13 protein-coding genes are annotated in these 17,113 nt (G+C 48.8%); 3 read left to right on the forward strand and 10 right to left on the reverse strand.

Translation table 11 applies throughout. The features are described from left to right. Positions 1-4: 4 nt before the first annotated feature. From QFZ48_RS30300 to agaR, 7 genes are all read right to left on the reverse strand, one after another. Positions 5-724, reverse strand: a complete 720-nt coding sequence (locus tag QFZ48_RS30300; RefSeq protein ID WP_429065175.1) for a carbohydrate-binding family 9-like protein — start codon at positions 722-724, stop codon at positions 5-7. Continuing rightward, positions 721-2,178 (reverse strand): RagB/SusD family nutrient uptake outer membrane protein, encoded by a 1,458-nt coding sequence (locus QFZ48_RS30305; protein ID WP_429065177.1) that lies wholly within the window; start codon positions 2,176-2,178, stop codon positions 721-723. Before QFZ48_RS30305 ends, QFZ48_RS30300 begins: the two co-directional genes overlap by 4 nt. 11 nt (positions 2,179-2,189) lie before the next feature. Continuing rightward, complete coding sequence (locus QFZ48_RS30310) at positions 2,190-5,243, reverse strand: SusC/RagA family TonB-linked outer membrane protein (protein ID WP_429065179.1); 3,054 nt, start codon at positions 5,241-5,243, stop codon at positions 2,190-2,192. Positions 5,244-5,308: 65 nt separating this feature from the next. Next, entirely contained in the window at positions 5,309-6,397 is a 1,089-nt protein-coding gene (locus QFZ48_RS30315; RefSeq protein ID WP_429065180.1) for an amidohydrolase family protein, read from the reverse strand. A gap of 150 nt (positions 6,398-6,547) precedes the next feature. Then, positions 6,548-7,933: a beta-galactosidase gene (locus QFZ48_RS30320; protein ID WP_429065181.1), complete on the reverse strand. Its 1,386-nt coding sequence runs from the start codon at positions 7,931-7,933 to the stop codon at positions 6,548-6,550. Between the two features lie 127 nt (positions 7,934-8,060). Next, a complete protein-coding gene (locus QFZ48_RS30325; protein ID WP_429065183.1) occupies positions 8,061-8,924 on the reverse strand; it encodes an EamA family transporter in 864 nt (287 codons plus the stop codon). Positions 8,925-9,157: 233 nt separating this feature from the next. Continuing rightward, positions 9,158-9,940, reverse strand: coding sequence for a transcriptional repressor AgaR (agaR, locus tag QFZ48_RS30330; protein WP_429065185.1), 783 nt, complete (start codon positions 9,938-9,940; stop codon positions 9,158-9,160). A 171-nt stretch (positions 9,941-10,111) separates the two neighbouring features. Between agaR and QFZ48_RS30335 the strand changes: the two genes are divergently transcribed. From QFZ48_RS30335 to QFZ48_RS30345, 3 genes are read left to right on the forward strand one after another with little or no spacing between them, the layout of a single operon-like run. Continuing rightward, positions 10,112-11,278: an SIS domain-containing protein gene (locus tag QFZ48_RS30335; RefSeq protein WP_429047007.1), complete on the forward strand. Its 1,167-nt coding sequence runs from the start codon at positions 10,112-10,114 to the stop codon at positions 11,276-11,278. Positions 11,279-11,292: 14 nt separating this feature from the next. Then, the gene (locus QFZ48_RS30340) at positions 11,293-12,246 is read left to right on the forward strand and encodes a carbohydrate kinase family protein (protein WP_429047005.1); all 954 of its coding nucleotides are present in this window, start codon (positions 11,293-11,295) and stop codon (positions 12,244-12,246) included. Continuing rightward, positions 12,243-13,052 carry a class II fructose-bisphosphate aldolase gene (locus QFZ48_RS30345; RefSeq protein WP_370912923.1) on the forward strand — a complete coding sequence of 270 codons (810 nt, stop codon included), beginning with the start codon at positions 12,243-12,245 and terminating at the stop codon, positions 13,050-13,052. The genes QFZ48_RS30340 and QFZ48_RS30345 overlap by 4 nt, the downstream gene beginning before the upstream one ends. A gap of 33 nt (positions 13,053-13,085) precedes the next feature. On the opposite strand, the gene QFZ48_RS30350 is transcribed toward QFZ48_RS30345, so the two are convergent. The 3 genes from QFZ48_RS30350 to QFZ48_RS30360 are packed head-to-tail and all read right to left on the reverse strand — an operon-like array spanning position 13,086 to position 17,109. Next, complete coding sequence (locus tag QFZ48_RS30350; protein WP_429065186.1) at positions 13,086-15,386, reverse strand: glycosyl hydrolase family 28 protein; 2,301 nt, start codon at positions 15,384-15,386, stop codon at positions 13,086-13,088. A gap of 5 nt (positions 15,387-15,391) precedes the next feature. Further along, on the reverse strand, positions 15,392-16,357 hold the full coding sequence (locus QFZ48_RS30355) for a pectinesterase family protein (RefSeq protein WP_429047003.1): 966 nt from the start codon (positions 16,355-16,357) through the stop codon (positions 15,392-15,394). 11 nt (positions 16,358-16,368) lie between these two features. Beyond that, positions 16,369-17,109: a 3-keto-disaccharide hydrolase gene (locus QFZ48_RS30360; protein WP_429065188.1), complete on the reverse strand. Its 741-nt coding sequence runs from the start codon at positions 17,107-17,109 to the stop codon at positions 16,369-16,371. Positions 17,110-17,113: the final 4 nt, after the last annotated feature.

Here is a 17,113-nt window from a genome sequence, read left to right on the forward strand (position 1 = left end):
GATTTTATTCAAATACCAGGTAACCGAATTTTTCTATGTCATGAAAACTCTTCCCGGTCAGCTGCCACGACCACTCCGCTTCTCCTTTGTCGTAGTCTACCCGGTACAGGTTTGCCTTCCAGGTAGTTCCCCTCCGGGGATGAATATTTTGCAATGGCCGCAGGAGTTTAAAAGGAATAAAGAATTCTGCTGTCCAGCTTTTGATTGCAGCGCCGCTTTTCTTTTTGCCTCCCTGTACGGTGGTGGCGTGCTGTGTTTTCCTGTCGGCATCATAATGAAATGGCTGCCAGCGCACCAGGTCGCCCTGCTGGTTGGATATCAGAATAGGCAGTTCATAGTTCAACGGAGATATTTCGTATTCAAAATAAGCCGGCTGCAACGTGTCCGGCCACAGGAATACTTCGGCAACGTCTTCTGTCCACAGATCCAGGAAATCTGCCTGCATGGAGGCGCTGATCCGTTGGTCCGTGCAAGCAAAGAGGAAGTATATCCCGTTGGGTGAATACAGGGCCTTTACTTTTGTTGATGCAGGCGACTGCCCGCTGCGTTGCGGCAGCGTGATCCACGCCGTTTTGCTCCAAGCCGGGTGACTGCCGTCGCCGGTTACCTTAAAGTCGCTGGTAGCGGTTACTTTCAGCACCGCGGGTTGCTGCGCAGCCAATGACATGTTACAGCAGATCCCTGCAAGCACCAGTACCCGTTTACAATATAACAGCATGATCATGGATTCTGGGTGAGGTTAGGATTAAGGCCGGTTTCGCGTTCGGGAATATAATTGATCACCTGCGGGTCTGTTGGCTGGATGGTTTGATCATACTGATTACTGCCATGAAAGCCGGGATAGGCACGCACCATGGGACGGTTGTTGCGGTACAGGTCATACGGCCGGTGTGCTTCAAACGCCAGCTCCAGGCGGCGTTCTTCCAGCACTACATCCAGTACAGACGCGCGGCCTTTCAGATTGCCGGTGGTATATAATGCGGTACCTGATAAACCGGCGCGGCGGCGGATCAGGTTTACATCGTCAATGGCGGCTTGCGCATTACCCAGTTTAGCATTGGCTTCTGCGCGGATCAGGTACATCTCCGCCAACCGCAGGACGACCGGTGAACTTAGGTTAGCCACTCCTTCCTGCCAGTTATACTTGTTGATAAAATATACCGGCGTCTGGTTACGTAATTGCATGTTCCCATTCGCATCACGCTGTGGTTCCACAAAGCTGTGGCGCACATCCCCGGGATTCTGGTCCAGCAGCTTTACAAAAGCAAGAGAGGCGTATACCTCTCCCCAGCCGGTGGATTGTGTAACCGGATCATTATAGTACATGGAGCCGATCGCATCTTTACCCCGGTCATCTGCCACCGTATGCCTGATAGCAAATATCGTCTCGGGATTTTCTTCCGGTATTACGCGGAAATACGTTTTATAAGGCTGGGTTTCCATCAGGCGATAACGGTTGGAGCCGATCACCTTATTGGCATATAACAGGGCATTGGTGTTATCTTCCATGTACAGGTACACACGCGATAATAACGCCTCCGCCACTTCTCTGGATGCAAAGGCCGCACTTCTATTTTCTTTCATTAACGTGGCTGCATGTTTGAGATCGGCTATCACAAACGCATATACGTCTTTTACGGAACTCCTCGCAGGGCGGTCATCTTTTGTATTGTCTTTGATCACCACGCCGGGATTGTTGCCCGCGCCCTGCGGGTAGGGTCTTCCAAAAAGACGTACCAGGTCGAAATGCGCCATGGCCCGCAGGTACAGGTTTTCTCCCTTCAGTTGGTCCAGCTGCGGGGAAGTGCCATCATTTATTCTTTCAATAATGGCATTGGCAGAATAGATTACTTTATAAGCGCCCTGCCAGAACTGTTCGGTGTTTCCCATTCCCGGGAAATGAGTATAGGTATAGGTATAAAATACCTGGTCGCCCGTAGCGCCGCTTAATGCCACATCATCACCAGGATATTCACCCAACTGGTTGAGGTTTTTAGTGTACATCCTGTCTACCAGCCCGGAATAAACCCCATAGGTGGCTGTTTGCAGGTCTTCCGGCGTTTCCAGGGCCGCATCGTCCGATTTACCGTTATATGGCTCCAGGTCTTTGCTGCAGCTGCCGGTTATGACTATAATAGCGGCAGCGAGTGTATAATATTTAAAGAGATTTCTTTTCATAGCTGCTGTTTTTAAAAGGTGACATTAATACCAAACAGGACTTTCTTCGCCAGCGGATATTTGGTGCTGTTCTGCTGGAAATTGTTACCGCTTTCTCCTGCCGGCTGCGAATACGGGCGCAGTCCCATTTCAGGGTCCATACCGGAGAAACGGGTCAGCGTCCAGAGGTTATCGCCACTGATAAATATCCTTGCATTGTTCACCTTTATCCTTTGCAGGAAAGACTCCGGCACATCGTAAGAAAGGGTGATGTTGCGCAAACGCAGGTAGCTGCCATCTTCCAGGAACCGGGATGATTCCAGGTCAGAGTTTTTATTGCCGCCGTATACTGCTTTGGGATCTGTGGCAATGTCCCCCTCTTTCTGCCACCTGTTATGGTTTTTAGGCAATACCCTTGAATTGGAAGTGGGCTCGCTGCCATCGTTCGTGTTTTCTTCATATACCTGGTTGCCGTTTACAAAATTGAAAAAGGCGCTCAATGTTATTCCTTTCCAGGAAAAACGGTTGTTGATACCACCGGTAAAATCGGGCGAAGCGCTGCCGATGTACTGCAAGGTGGCATCGTCATATGAATTAGTGGTACCAATGGTTTGCTTGCCGTTGGCGTCTGTGCTCACTACTTCCCAGAGCGGGTCGCCGTTCTTCGGATCTACGCCTGCCCATTTGCGCATATGCCAGCTGTACAGATCGCGGCCTTCGCTGATCCACTGCAGGGATGAATAAGGAATGTCTTCATGGTTGTTTAGCTTCAGCACCTTGTTCCTGTTGATGGAAAGGTTAAAGCTGGTTTTCCATTTAAAGCGGGCGCCATTTATATTTTTAGTATTCAGGTTAAACTCTATTCCCCTGTTGCGCACAGAGCCTACGTTGCGGGTAACATAAGCATACCCGCTGGTGTAGGGAACCGGTACATCCAGCAACAGGGCGCTGGTGGTTTTATCGTATACATCTACGGTCAGGGATATACGTTTTAACAGGTCTATATCCAGCCCGATGTTGGTTGTCTTTGATTTTTCCCAGGTGAGATCAGGATTTTGTAAAACAGATGGCACAGAACCCGGGTTGGATGCATACTGCGAGGTGTATGCATAAATGCCTAACGATTGGTAGTCGCCGATTTCCGCATTACCGGTAATGCCATAGCTGGCCCTGATCTTCAGCTGATCAATGAACCGTTGCCCTTTCATAAACGATTCGTTGCTCAGTATCCAGGAGCCGCCTAATGTGTAAAAGCCCGCCGAGCGGTGATTGGCTCCAAAGCGGGATGACGACTCATTGATGTATGCACCGATGAGATTATACTTTTCGCGGAAGGTATAATCGACCTGCACCAGTCCTTTTGTAAAACGGTTCTCAGACTTGCTGCCGGGGCCAAAGGGCGACTTCTGGATGTTAGCCGCTGCATCCATGATATGCAATCCTGCCGGGATCTTGTTGCCATACAGGCTGTTGTTTTCAAAATAGTTCTTCTCTCCTTCCGCTACCGCTATGGCACTCAGCGCGTGTTCGCCAAAGGTGCGCTGGTAATTAAGGCGGTTGGAGGTGATCAACCTGTTTTCATAGCTGGAGTTGTTATACATTTCTCCCAGTCCCCTGCCTGCTTTGGAACGCACATCATAATACAGTTCACTGCGCAGGTTGGAATAACTTAAACGGTTATACGAAGAAAAGGTGAGATGTGGTGTGATATAATAATCAAGGTTGATATCGGCATAGGTGGTCAGCTGTTTTCCTTTATCATAATTGAATTGCCATCCGTGGAGGAAGTTGTCGTGTTCCCGGCCTATCCATCCTTCTTCAGTCCCCATCTTTATGGAGCCATCTGCGTTATAGGGATTATCCCAGGGCAAATTGATTTTCGACAATACCAGTGCGCCGTAATTCCCGGAAGCTTCATTTTCAAAATTGCGGGAAGCTGCGTTGATCCTGGTGCTTAGCTTCAGTTTCTCATTGATGCGATGGGTGATGTTGGCCCGCAGGTTGTATACTTCGTTACTGGTATGCCTGATAATACCATCTTCTTTATAATAATTTCCGGAGACATAAAACTGCGTTTTTTCAGATCCGCCGGATACAGATAACAGGTGATTCTGGGTAAGCCCTGTGCGATAAGCAAGGTCCATCCAGTCGGTGTTTTGCGACAGCAAGCTGGCAGGACGATCCCTTGCAAAATCGGCGGGAGCAAAATAACTTTTCTGGTAATCATACAGCTGCTGGCTGTTCATGAGCTTCATATTGCCCATGCTCATTTTATTGAAGCCAACACTGGAATTCAGGCTGATCTGTGTTTTACCGGTCTGGCCTGATTTGGTGGTGATAATGACTACGCCGTTGGATGCCCTGGCGCCGTACAATCCTGCTGCCGCGGCATCTTTCAGGATGGTAACGGAAGCAATATCGTTCGGGTTGGCGGTACCGCCAATGATACCATCTACCACGTACAACGGTCCGGAACCGGCGGTGATAGAACTGGATCCGCGGATGGTAACGTTAGCGGCTACACTGGGATTACCGGAGGCGTTTTGTACCACCACTCCGGCTACCTTTCCCTGCAACAGGCTGGCTACGTTATTGGAGGTGACATCATTTAATTGTTTCCCGGAAACTACGGCTACAGAGCTGGAGATCTGCGATAACCGTTTCGAAGTATAACCGGTTACCACTACTTCATTCAGGTTGGCATTTTCAGCTTCCATCTTCACCGCTATCCTGCTGCGGCTATTCACCTGCATTTCCTGCGATGCATATCCCATGGCCTTAAAAACGAGGTTCCCTTTTGCGGGTGCCTTTACCTGGTAATGCCCCGTGGCATCGCTGGCAGTACCCGTTTTCAGGGAAGGCACGTATACGGTTACACCGGGAAAAGGATTTCCTTTTTCATCCGTGATCAGGCCGGAAACGGGGATCAGCGTATCCTGCCGCAGTTGTGCATTGGCAGCGGCGCTTTTTTGTCCGCTGAAAACAAGCAGTAACAGGATCAGGCACACATGACAATACAGGTATTTTCTTTTAGCGTCGTTGCGCTGTCTTTTGGTTGACGGCCCGTTGACCGGGCCCTTCTTCATACATTGGAAATACATACGCTTACGGTATTAGGTAGTCTGTAAATAGTTGATCGCTGGCTGATTCTTCATAACTGCATTAACGTCAAAGCATTCAAACGGTAAATTTTTTCCAGTATAGCGGCACTTAATCCCAGCCCGTATAAAGGCCAGTGATAAGTGAATATTTCATGTTCATAAAAATGATCGTCTGTTGTTTCCATAATCCGGAAAGCAGTACGGTAAAACTTAGCGGCATACTCCATATTCATTTTAGGATCATAGCCCAGGTCGGTACCAAATAGCAGCCGGTCCTGGTACTTTTCATAAAATGCTTTGGCAAAACGCGGAATGGTGGCGGTTTCTGCAAACCTCGCGGCATTATCTGCATACAGGTTAGGATAACGATCCAGCATTTTTCCTACTATGCTGAGATCATAGGTGCAGTTGGCAAAATGACAGGCGATGAAAATGGTACCGGGGTTGTCCCTGACTACGTTTTCAAAGGTCTTTATCAGTGTGGGATGGTCCAGGAGTCCTGGCTGAGTGTGGTCTATGCGCCACTCGTATGCATTCATTAATCCGTCGTTCGTAGCATCCATCGGCAGGTACATCCACATGGGATCTGCGATGTGTATATTCACCGGCATATGCAGCTGGCCGCACTTTTCGAAGAGTGGTTTCATGCGCGGATCATCCAGGTGCAGGCCGTATCCGGCTACAGGCCGGGAATAAAATTCGCCAAGACCTTTGTCGCCCAGCTCTCCTACGCCTTTTGCTCCCATCCGGTGGCAACGTTCCAGTTCTGCTACCGCATGATCAATCCAGCTGTCGCCTGGCTGGTCATAACCGGTGTAGTCGAACCCGCACCACAAATCAAAGCGGCTGGCATAATCTGCATATTGCCTCGTAACGGCATCAAAGCCGGCGCCGGTTTCAAACGTAAGAACAGTACTTTTTTCAATGTTTGCCTCGTCCATGCGGGCAATCCATTTGCTTACATCGAGCCCCGGCTGCCATGCGTGAGTATGCATATCAATCACCGGGAAAGCAGCTTTTACAATGGCTGTTTCCGGCGTTTTAAATATCGACTTCGGCCGGTAGTCCTGTAATCTGATATGTTCCGGTGATGACGAAACATCTTCTAATGGCTTTGGTTTTACTTTGTCGAGATCCATAATCATCTGTTTTTAAAATGTCAGTTTATTTTTCAGCAGGATATAAAATACTTTAGTCATGGTAGCGGGCTACGGGCTGAAAATAAGGCCAGATGGGGAATACCCGGAATACCCGGATATTCCCTGTTGATCTGTTTTTTCATATAGGCGTTACGGTAATGTAACATATTTTGCCTCGTATGGATTCAGGTTTACTGCTAATGTGTTGTTGATCTTTGTTTTTTGTATGGCCGCCGTTTTATTGATCAGCAGGATCTTTGTTTTGGAAGACATGACCATCACCCGTTGTTCATCTGATACCGTAGTGGTGCATAAGTTAGTACCTGCCGGAAAATAGGTGTTGAAATTTTTGTACAGCGAATAATTCCTGAATGGTTTGCCTCCGTTCGGCACCAGGGTACTGCTGAAAAAGTTGCTTACATTCCCTTCCCCTTCCTGCTGTTCAGGCGCCCAGCGCAGTGATGCGGCATCGCCGGCCAATGCGTGGTGTATCAGCATACAACCCAGTGCTGCCGGCTGAATGGTGGTATCTGTGTTCAGGCCCACATAATCTTCCGACCACCATATAGGCAGTGTAGTTTGCGAATGCAGCCAGTTACTGGCATCCCTGAACTTCTTCGTAGAGGCGATCACGTTGGTGGCAACCCCGTCTTTTGAATCCACGCCTCCGTCTACGCAGAGGAAGTCGCCGCCATGCTTGTTCTGCAGCCAATAGGTTACTACATCCAGGCAACGTTTATCCAGTTCTCCGTAAGTGGGATCTGTGATGCCGCTATGGGCGTTGCCTGGCGCACTATGCCAGGAATCTATCCCGATATACGGACCACCGATGATGGCATCCGGGCGTGCCGCTTTCACAGAGTCATATACCAGGTTATACAGCCGGGTATAGCGCACATAATCCCAGCGGTTATTCGTCTCGTCCCACATACTTTTCAGCTCATTCCATACCTGGAAGGTTTTTACCGCGGGATAACGTTTCGCTACCAATGCGCACAGGTGGGCAAAATCCTTTTCATGTTCCGGCAATGGCGCCCATTCCACTTTGCTCCAATCCGTATCGCTGCTGTCTTCATATTTTCCCGGCGCCCAGTCGGGGTCTACCATCCAGGTGGGGGCCGTGGCAAGAGTGATCACCGGTGTTGATTGCATCGCGGTCATCATGTTTACGCGGAGGTCCAGCGATTCCCAGTCAAATACACCGGGTCTTGGCTCAATGTTATCTGCGCCGAAACCGAATATATGCTGGTTGTGATAAACAACCGCTCCTTTCAGCAAATTGGTACCCCTGGTAATGGAGGGGCCGTCACCCCAGGCGTCGAGGTTATTTTTCATATAGGTCACACCCAGCTTGAGCGAACTGGTCATCAGCACAGCATTCTTGTTTACCGTAATTTTCACGGTATCTGCCAGCAGGGCGCCTTTGGTGAGTGATGCTTCTGCAGACAGTATTTTTGGATCAACTTTGCATGATCCGGCAAAGAGGGCTATCATAGCCGGGGCGATAAGGAATTTTTTCCATGTTAGCGTGGTCATTATGTGAGGTTTTTCCAGTGCTTTTATTTTTTATGCACTGCTGGTGAACAATAAATAAAATCAATACTCCGTATAGTCGCGGGCGTTATAAGCGCCCGGACAGTTATGTTTCTAATCGTATTTATTTTTATTCAGACAGGATGAAGATCGCCACCGCTGCCAGCAGCAAACCTGCTGTCAGCACCGCATCCGGCACTACTCCATAAATAATGAGGGAAAGAATGACTGTGATGACAGATGATAAACTGGTGAGCGGTATTACAATAATCGCTTTGCCGTAGCGCAGTGCATATACCAGCATCAGGGCGCCGATGGCATTTAACAGGTGGATGGGAACAGCCAGCCCAAACCCTTTCCATCCCCAGTTGATGGCGCCGGAGAAGTTCGTCATGCCAATGGCCGCGGGCACCAGCAGTAAAGACGACACTGTCATATAAAAAAAGATACTTTCTGCTTTCATACGGCTATTGGCAAACTTCATCACAAAGCCCTGGGTGGCCCACATCACAAACACGAGCATGGCCATGATCAGCCAGGTGTAGCCCTGCGCCTGTTTATTCTGCCCTGGCTGAAAGGCCAGGAAAAATGCGGCCAGCAACGCCACGCCAATACCCAGCCATTGCCTGCGGGAGCAGGTTTCCCCGAGGAACACCACCGACAGCAGGATGGTGAGCAGCGGGAAAAGGGCAATGAGCGGAAATAAAATATAGGCCGGTCCTATCCGCAATGCCTGGAAAAGGATGAGTTGTCCTCCGGCGCCGAGCAGGCCCACCATAGACCCCAGGAAAATATCCCGCGGCGTATGTTCCAGTTGCCACTTCACTATCCACAACGCTGCGATAGCACAGGGCAGCATAGTCAGCGTCCACACAATATATCCGAGCGTTGCCGGGAAGCCGGCTTTTTCAGGTATTTCTATAAAAGCCCCCCATACTCCTACAAATACAGTATTGATAGCGGTATATAAAAGCCAAAGCCGGGATTTGTGCATACGCGGATATTTGTTGTTTCAAGGCGCCTTAACCTTCGAAACCTTGTTTTTCATTTTAAAACAAAGTAAATATAAGTTTTTTAAATAGAAAACAAGTAATAAATATTTTTTTAGAAAGATTTTGAAGATGCATAACAAAGGAAACGAAGGCATCGGGGTATACAAAGACAGAAGCCGCAAAAAGACTGTTTTATGATCGTCTTTGCGGCTTCCGGCTTGCGGGAAAATGAATGCTATGCTATAATCACCTTTACGTCCAGGTCTTCCAGCCGCTTCTTATCTTCTGTGGAAATACCGGCGTCGGTAACTACGGTGTGGATCTTATTTACAGGGCAGATAAATGCCAGGCTCTTTTTGTTAAACTTGCTGGAATCCGCCAGTACAATCACTTCGTTGGCGATTTCTATCATGATTTCATTCAGGTAGGCTTCTTCCATATTGGGCGTATAAATACCATTGCGGGTATCAAAGCCATCTACCCCAAGAAAAACCTTATCTACATGGAAACTGCGCAGGTTCTTTTCCGCCAGCGGACCAACGAGCGACATGGAATTTTGCCGCAGATAGCCACCAGGGATGATTACATTGATATTTGGATAGCCGGAAAGCATGTTCACAATGTTCATGGCATTGGTAATGACGTTCAGGCTTTTGAAAGACTGCATATGCTTTACCATCTCCGCGGTAGTGGTACCTGAATCAATGATCATGGTATCGTTTTCACTGATGAGGGCAGCGGCACTTTTGCCGATCGCCACTTTTTCGACGTAATGAATTTTGTTCTTTTCACTGATCCGCTGATCCACTCCCACATTATTCTCCAGCTTGATAGCTCCGCCCCTGGCCCGTAACAGCATATTCTTCTGCTCCAGCTGGTCCAGGTCGTTCCGGATGGTCACTTCGCTTACATTAAATTCTTTGCTTAGTTCACTGATGATCACCTGCCCATTTTTATACAGCTTCTGCAGTATTTCTTTCCTCCTGTTTACAGTTGATCCGTTTTGGCTCTCTTCCATTTGCAGTTATTTATTTTGAGATTTTACTATTACAAGCCAGCTAAGTTACAAATTATTGTGCAATCTCTTTCAAACGAAATTTAAAACAAGTTAACCTAAATAATAAAAAGGTTTTGAAAGTAATTTACCTTTTGATATATTTGTATTGTATTACTCACTTATATCTTAACTATGCAATCAGTACTTGAACTGGAATCTTCCGCATTGCAAGAAAAAGGAGCCTTCCATACTGCCCGGGAAATTGCGCAACAGCCTTACATATGGGAAAAGATCATGAACGGGCTCACCGGCGAAGCCACTGCCCTGTCGGCGTTCCTGGAAGAAGCTTATCATACAGTGGACAACATCATTCTTACCGGTGCCGGTACAAGTGCTTTTATTGGCCTTTCGCTCACAGGCAGCTTCTTCCGCCATACCGGCGTTATCACCAGGGCTATACCCACCACAGACCTGGTAGCGCACCCGCACGATTATTTTCATTCCGACAGGATACCACTGATCATTTCCTTTGCACGCTCCGGCAACAGCCCCGAAAGCTGCGCTGCACTGGAACTGGCAGACAACATCTCCCGGCGCTGCTACCACCTGATCATTACCTGCAATCACAGCGGGCAACTGGCCGGCTGGCAGAGCCAACACCCGCAACACATGATCCTGCTGCCACCGGAATGTAATGATAAGAGCCTCGCCATGACCAGCAGCTATACCGGCATGCTGCTTACCGGCGCCCTGATCACCCGGCTGCATAACATCGCCGCCATGCGGCAGCAAGTGGAAGTACTGTGCACCTATGGGAAGCAGCTGCTCACCCGTTACACGGCCCTGCTCCGCACTATCGCCGGCAAAAAATTTACCCGGGCAGTATTCCTGGGCGACGGCGCATTTTACGGTACTGCCACAGAAGCCCACCTGAAACTACAGGAACTCAGCGGCGGCAAAGTCATTTGCAAAAGCGACAGTTTCCTCGGCTTCCGGCATGGCCCCAAAGCTATTATCGATGAAAACACCCTCGTCGTATATATATTCTCGAACAACAGCTACGTTTTAAATTATGAAAAGGACCTCGTCATTTCCATGAAGCAGGGTAACAAGGCACTGCTGGAAATGGGTATACTGCCGGCTAACGGCGAAGTGCCTGAACTGGATACCGTTCTGCTCACAGGTGATCAACAGTTGCTGCTGGAGGAAGATCTGTTATGTGTATGCAGTATATTGCCCCTGCAACTGCTGGCCTTCTTTACTTCTTTATCCCTGGGCCTTCAGCCGGACAATCCTTCCGTAAACGGCGCCATCACCCGCGTTGTGGAAGGTGTTGCCATCTATCCGCTCAATGCCTGATAAAAAACACCGTTATGAACAACACAACGTTTGATGTATTGGTGGTCGGAGAACTGAATGTTGACCTGATACTCAACAAGCTTAACACATTGCCCGCTCTGGGCAAAGAAATACTCGCCAAAGACATGACCTTCGTACTAGGCAGCAGCGCCGCCATCTTTGCCTGCAATCTTAGTACCCTTGGCGCTGCTGTTACCTTTGCCGGTAAAATAGGTAATGATATGTTCGGCCATAAAGTGCTGTCGGAACTATCCTCGAAAGGCGTGGATACTTCCGGGATTGTATATAGCCGGACCGCCGGTACCGGCATCAGCATTGCTTTCAGTCATGAGCAGGAAAGAGCCATGATCACGTACCCCGGCGCTATGGAAGAACTGAGTATGGCAGATATTACGGATGCCACGCTCGCAAACGCCCGGCACCTGCATGTAAGCTCTGTATTTTTACAACCAGCCCTGAAACCTGATCTGTGCCGGCTTTTTGCCCGGGCAAAAATGCTGGGACTCACCACCTCTCTTGACCCGCAATGGGACCCGGCAGAACAGTGGGATATCGACCTCCCCACATTATTGCCCCACGTAGATGTCTTTCTGCCCAACATCGCCGAACTATGTGCATTCACCGGCGGCAACAGCGTTTCTTCCTGCCTGCAAACGGTCAGCGCCTATGCCAATATTGTAGCGGTTAAGCATGGGGAAGCAGGCGCCTATGTGTGGGACGGTCACTCGCTGTTCCACCAGCCTTCCTTTAAACAAACAGACATTGCCGATTGTATCGGGGCGGGCGACAGCTTTAATGCAGGCTTTATCAGTCAGTATATCCGTAACCGTTCGTTGCGGCAATGCGCTGAATACGCCGCCCTGGCCGGCGCCATTAACACCACCGCACCCGGGGGCACCACGGCTTTTCATAGTCTTGACACCTTCCACGCTATTGCCATTCAAAAATTTAATTACCTACCAGCATGAACCTGAAACAACAACTACAGCAATGTTCACAGTCGGGCTCCGCTTTGCTGGCTGTGAATTTTTATAATTTCGAAACACTGAAAGGCTTGCTGATGGCGGCCAAAGCAGCCAACTGCAGCCTGATACTGCAACTATCAGAAAGCACGTTGCAATACCTGGGTATCAACTCCGCCGTTAACATGGCGAGGGTAGCGCTTCGTCAGTATGGCGTAACCGGATGGGTACATCTTGATCATGGCAGCAACATACACACGATCCGTGAATGCCTGGATGCCGGCTTCGACTCCGTAATGATCGATGCCAGTGAAAGATCTTTTGAAGAAAATATTCGTACTACCACTGCCGTTGTAAGGGTAGCCGCTGGTTATGATGTGAATGTGGAAGCTGAACTGGGATATATTGCAAAACTCGGACAGGAACAAACAGCTGCCTTCACCAGCCCGGAACAGGCGAAGCAATTTGTAGAAGAAACCGGTGTTAACGCACTGGCCATCGCCATCGGTACCGCGCATGGTTTTTATAAATCACCTCCGCATCTGCAGATCGGCCTGCTCAAAGAGATCCACGCCGCCACACCCGCTGCTCTTGTATTACACGGCTGCTCCGGTGTTCCGGACGACCAGCTGAAAGAAGCGGTTAAAAACGGTATCACAAAAGTGAACCTGGCGACAGAAACAAAAAATATTTTTATGAAAACATTGCAGCAACAATTGCTGACCAGCCAGGACATAGATTTGCGCAGGGTTTTTCCGAAAGCCATCAATGCGGTAACAGAACTGATATCGCAGAAGCTGAGTGTGATATAAAATAACCGGGTTTAATTTTTTAAAGTAGCTGTTTTACCTGAAAACCTTCTGCAGAAATGCAGTGGAATAATCCATTGTTTTATCAAACCAGGGATCAAAAAACCAGAACGGATGCGGCGTATCCGGCAGCTCATGGGCTTCCGAATAGATCTTGTGTTCTTTCAGTACACGCATCATGTCGTTCCTGCCGGCATGAAACTGGGGAAAGGAGCTGTTAATAAAAAGCATGGGAACCGTATTGCTTCCTGCATAGGTTAATGCAGATGCCTCCTTCCATAGCTCCGGCTTTTCCTCATAGGTGCCGCCCAGCCATTCAGACGCCGCGCCGGCTTCCGCCGACTCCGGGTGTTTGAATGCCAGGATACCATCGATATCAATGGCCGCCTGAACAGCGGAGGAATGAGCTATGTTGCCCTCTTCAAACTTTGGTGCGCCGTTGGTGGCGCCCATTAACGCAGCCAGCTGCCCACCGGCAGAACAACCCAGTGCTGCAATGTGATTGGTATCAATACCATACTCACCGGCATGCGCGCGCATCCAACGTACAGCCGCCTTCAGATCCTGCACAGCCGCGGGGTATTGCGCTTCCCCGGACAAACGGTATTCTGCTGATACCGCTACGTATCCTCTTTTCACCAGCTCCACTGCCATTGCATGGTTATGGGTTTTATCGCCCGAATGCCAGCCACCGCCAAAGATCAGTAACACCGCAGGTTTACGCTGTTTTTCTTTACTATAAAATACATCCAGTAATAAACTGCGACCGCTTGCTTCGCGATAAGGCACATCCATTGCCTGCTTCATACCGGCGGGCGGCGTTGGCGATGCAATCTTTATAAATGGAAACTTCAAACGTTGTTTCTGATAAGTACTCCAAACGGCGAAAGACGTATCCCGCGGCACTTGTGTGTCCATCCGCACATTATCAAGCACAATATTATCGGCATCCGTTAATTCTTTTCCGATAGCTGTTTTAAAGACACTATTGCTGATCCGGATGTTCCTCACCGGCATCTCCGGTAAACCACGGATAAAAATTGCTTTCTTTGCACCATTACAAACAATGTTATCAAACTCCATGTCCCTGAATACCGGCGTACCTTCATTTACCTGTGGCCGTTCATCCCGCTGGCTGTCTGTAGCAAATTTCACGAAGTAGTACAGGTCAAAAAATACCGCTTCTTCCACAATATCTTTCATGAATATATTCTTTGCATAGATCTTTTCCACCACGCCTCCACGGCCACGGGTGGATTTGAATCGCAGCCCCTTGTCCGTTCCCACAAAAGTACAGTTGTATACAAAAATGTTCCGGGCGCCGCCACTCATTTCACTGCCTATCACAAAACCGCCGTGGGCTTTATACACAATACTGTTACGCACAATACCATTTTCGGTTGGCTTGCCCCGCCGGCGTCCTTCTTCATCTTTGCCGGATTTGATACAAATGGCATCATCACCTACATCAAATGTGCAGCCCTCTATCAAAAAGTTGCGGCACGACTCAATATCAGCGCCATCCCCATTTTGCGCATAAGCCGGGTTTTTAACCAGCAGGTTACGCAAAGTGAGATCTTCGCAAAGAGAAGGATGCAGGCACCACGCAGCGGAGTTCTGGAAAATTACGCCCTCCAGCAATACTCTTTTGCAGTTATTCAGCGCTACAAGATTGGGCCGGAGGAAATCTTTCATCACGGCATACTCCTCCAGTGGCTTGCCTGGCACCAGCAGCATGCTCATGCCTTGTTCCTTAGCCGCTTTGTATTGCTCACTCGGATACCATTCATTTCCATTTTTTCCAAGTACACCACCCGACGCTACTTTCTTTTTCCATTCACTTTCGGTTAGCTGGCCCTTGCCCACTGCACGCCATACATCACCGTTACCATCAATCACTCCTTTCCCGGTAATGGCGATGTCATGCAGGTTGCTGCCGCTTACCGGCGATTGGTTACGGGCGGCGGAACGGCCTTCATAAAGACCTTCCACCAACGCATACTGGCTCTTATCCGGTGTAAACAATAGCGTAGCGGCACTTTTCAGATGCAGGTTCACATTATTTTTCATGACCACAGGCCCGGTAAGCCAGAGTCCTTCCGGCACCAGCACCACGCCGCCACCATTCCGGCTGCATGCGGTGATCGCGTTATTGATCGCCGTTGTATTCAATGTAATACCATCCGGAACCGCGCCATAGCGGGTGATATTAAAAGTATCTTTCTTAAAAACAGGAGATGCTATTTCAGGTAACCGCGTCCAGGAATACTGCGAAAAAGCCTGTACAGCTATTCCTATGCCTGCGGCCATTAAGATGCTTATCTTTCGTATGTTCATACCAGTTATTTTTCTTTGTTAACAGGATCCCACCCTCCCAATATATTAGTCGCCACATATCTTTTGGCCTCCCTGGCGCTCAATTGCTTGCTCCAGGGAACCCGCCCTGCAACAATGGCCCCTTCTCCCGTGTTATTATATTCTGCGTAAAAAGCAGTTTGTTCATTTTCTTTTTTATCCCAGTTATGCCAGCCTGCCGGCAAAATATGCCTGCCCATTTCACAACGGATAAAAACGGTACGGGCATAGGCCCGCCACGGCCTGCCGAGATATACTTTGCTGGCCTCTTTACCAGCTGTGATGTTGCATTCCAGGAATACATAGCCGTATGCCTGTTCCTTCGTGGTAGAAGCGGCCGTGATATAGGAATCGGAAAGGCTCCGGATGGCGCAGCTACGGAACAACGCCGTAGCCGGGCCAAAAATAAAATCGGTGGTGCCTTCAATCAGACAATTCTCATAATACTGGCAGCTGTTGCTGTTAGCCGTCAGCAGCGTATCCTGGTTGCCGAGCAGATTACAGTTACGGATCACAAAATGATCGCCGTCTACATGCAATGCAACGGCCTGGCCTACACGCCCTGCTGTATTCCGGATCGTAAGGTTTTCTATTTTCACATCATTGCCCTGCACCCATACGGTGTAGGAGTTGAAAGTACTTAACTTCTTATCTCCCACCAGCTTACCGGAATAATCATCATTGGTGATAATAGTGCTATCACGGCTTTCACCGATGAAGGTGATGTTTGTAACCCATGAAGGAACGACCAGCTTTTCGGGATACACCCCGTTTTTAATAGTAATAGTAAGTGGTACGGGAGAATAAGCCCTGACGGCATTCACCGCTTCCTGGATGGTACTATAGTCTCCGCTGCCATCTTTAGCCACCGTTAACCGCGAGGGATATACTTGCTGCGCCATTGCGCCTGCAGCGGAGCATATAATAAGTAGCAGGTAAAATATTTTTTTCATATGGATGATTTTTAGAATTCCCTTAACCAGATATTGCGGAAGCTCACGCGGCTATTATGTTCCTGTAATACCAGCGGTAATTTATTTTCATGATATTGATACTCCGGGTAACCGGCATATACCATTGGTCCTTTGATAGCTACATGATATTGTATCAATACCCCGTTATGAAATACCGTGATATACGCCGGTGTTTTCATCGACCGGTCGGTGTTGAATACCGGGGCTTCAAATACCACATCAAATGTTTGCCAGGTTTGCGGCGGCAAACAGGCATTTACCAGCGGCGCGTATTGTTTATAGATACTGCCTGCCTGCCCGTTGTAATAGATTTTATGAAGATATTGATAGTTCTCGTATATCTGCAGTTCATATAGTCCCATGAACAGTACCCCGCTGTTACCACGACTATTACCACGATCTTCCCGGGGATCAGGTGTTTTCCATTCTATGTGCAGTTGTATATTGCCGAAGGCCTGTTTGGTACGGATATCTTTGGCTTTAGGCGTTACCGTTAGTTCGTTTCCTTTTACGGTCCATTTTACCGCGCTGCTGTCGGCGTGCTCCCATTTGCCCAGGTCTTTTTCCCCTGCAAACAACACGATGGCATCGGAAGGGGGGCCTGCATTTTTACCGGGTGTTACCTGCGGCGGTTGCGTGGACCAGTCCTCCGTAGCTTCCGGTTTTATTTCCTGTGCCTGCACAGCGTATGTGAAAAAAAGGAATGCTGTAAAAAGATAAATTGTTTTCATAGAG

This window comes from Chitinophaga sp. W2I13 (assembly GCF_050434005.1).
Classification (GTDB): Bacteria; Bacteroidota; Bacteroidia; order Chitinophagales; family Chitinophagaceae; genus Chitinophaga.

Bases quoted from the DNA above. Each gene is read 5' to 3' on its own strand.
- QFZ48_RS30300 (WP_429065175.1), bottom strand. From the start codon at position 724: ATGATCATGCTGTTATATTGTAAACGGGTACTGGTGCTTGCAGGGATC.
- QFZ48_RS30305 (WP_429065177.1), bottom strand. From the start codon at position 2,178: ATGAAAAGAAATCTCTTTAAATATTATACACTCGCTGCCGCTATTATA.
- QFZ48_RS30310 (WP_429065179.1), bottom strand. From the start codon at position 5,243: ATGAAGAAGGGCCCGGTCAACGGGCCGTCAACCAAAAGACAGCGCAAC.
- QFZ48_RS30315 (WP_429065180.1), bottom strand. From the start codon at position 6,397: ATGGATCTCGACAAAGTAAAACCAAAGCCATTAGAAGATGTTTCGTCA.
- QFZ48_RS30320 (WP_429065181.1), bottom strand. From the start codon at position 7,933: ATGACCACGCTAACATGGAAAAAATTCCTTATCGCCCCGGCTATGATA.
- QFZ48_RS30325 (WP_429065183.1), bottom strand. From the start codon at position 8,924: ATGCACAAATCCCGGCTTTGGCTTTTATATACCGCTATCAATACTGTA.
- agaR (WP_429065185.1), bottom strand. From the start codon at position 9,940: ATGGAAGAGAGCCAAAACGGATCAACTGTAAACAGGAGGAAAGAAATA.
- QFZ48_RS30335 (WP_429047007.1), top strand. From the start codon at position 10,112: ATGCAATCAGTACTTGAACTGGAATCTTCCGCATTGCAAGAAAAAGGA.
- QFZ48_RS30340 (WP_429047005.1), top strand. From the start codon at position 11,293: ATGAACAACACAACGTTTGATGTATTGGTGGTCGGAGAACTGAATGTT.
- QFZ48_RS30345 (WP_370912923.1), top strand. From the start codon at position 12,243: ATGAACCTGAAACAACAACTACAGCAATGTTCACAGTCGGGCTCCGCT.
- QFZ48_RS30350 (WP_429065186.1), bottom strand. From the start codon at position 15,386: ATGAACATACGAAAGATAAGCATCTTAATGGCCGCAGGCATAGGAATA.
- QFZ48_RS30355 (WP_429047003.1), bottom strand. From the start codon at position 16,357: ATGAAAAAAATATTTTACCTGCTACTTATTATATGCTCCGCTGCAGGC.
- QFZ48_RS30360 (WP_429065188.1), bottom strand. From the start codon at position 17,109: ATGAAAACAATTTATCTTTTTACAGCATTCCTTTTTTTCACATACGCT.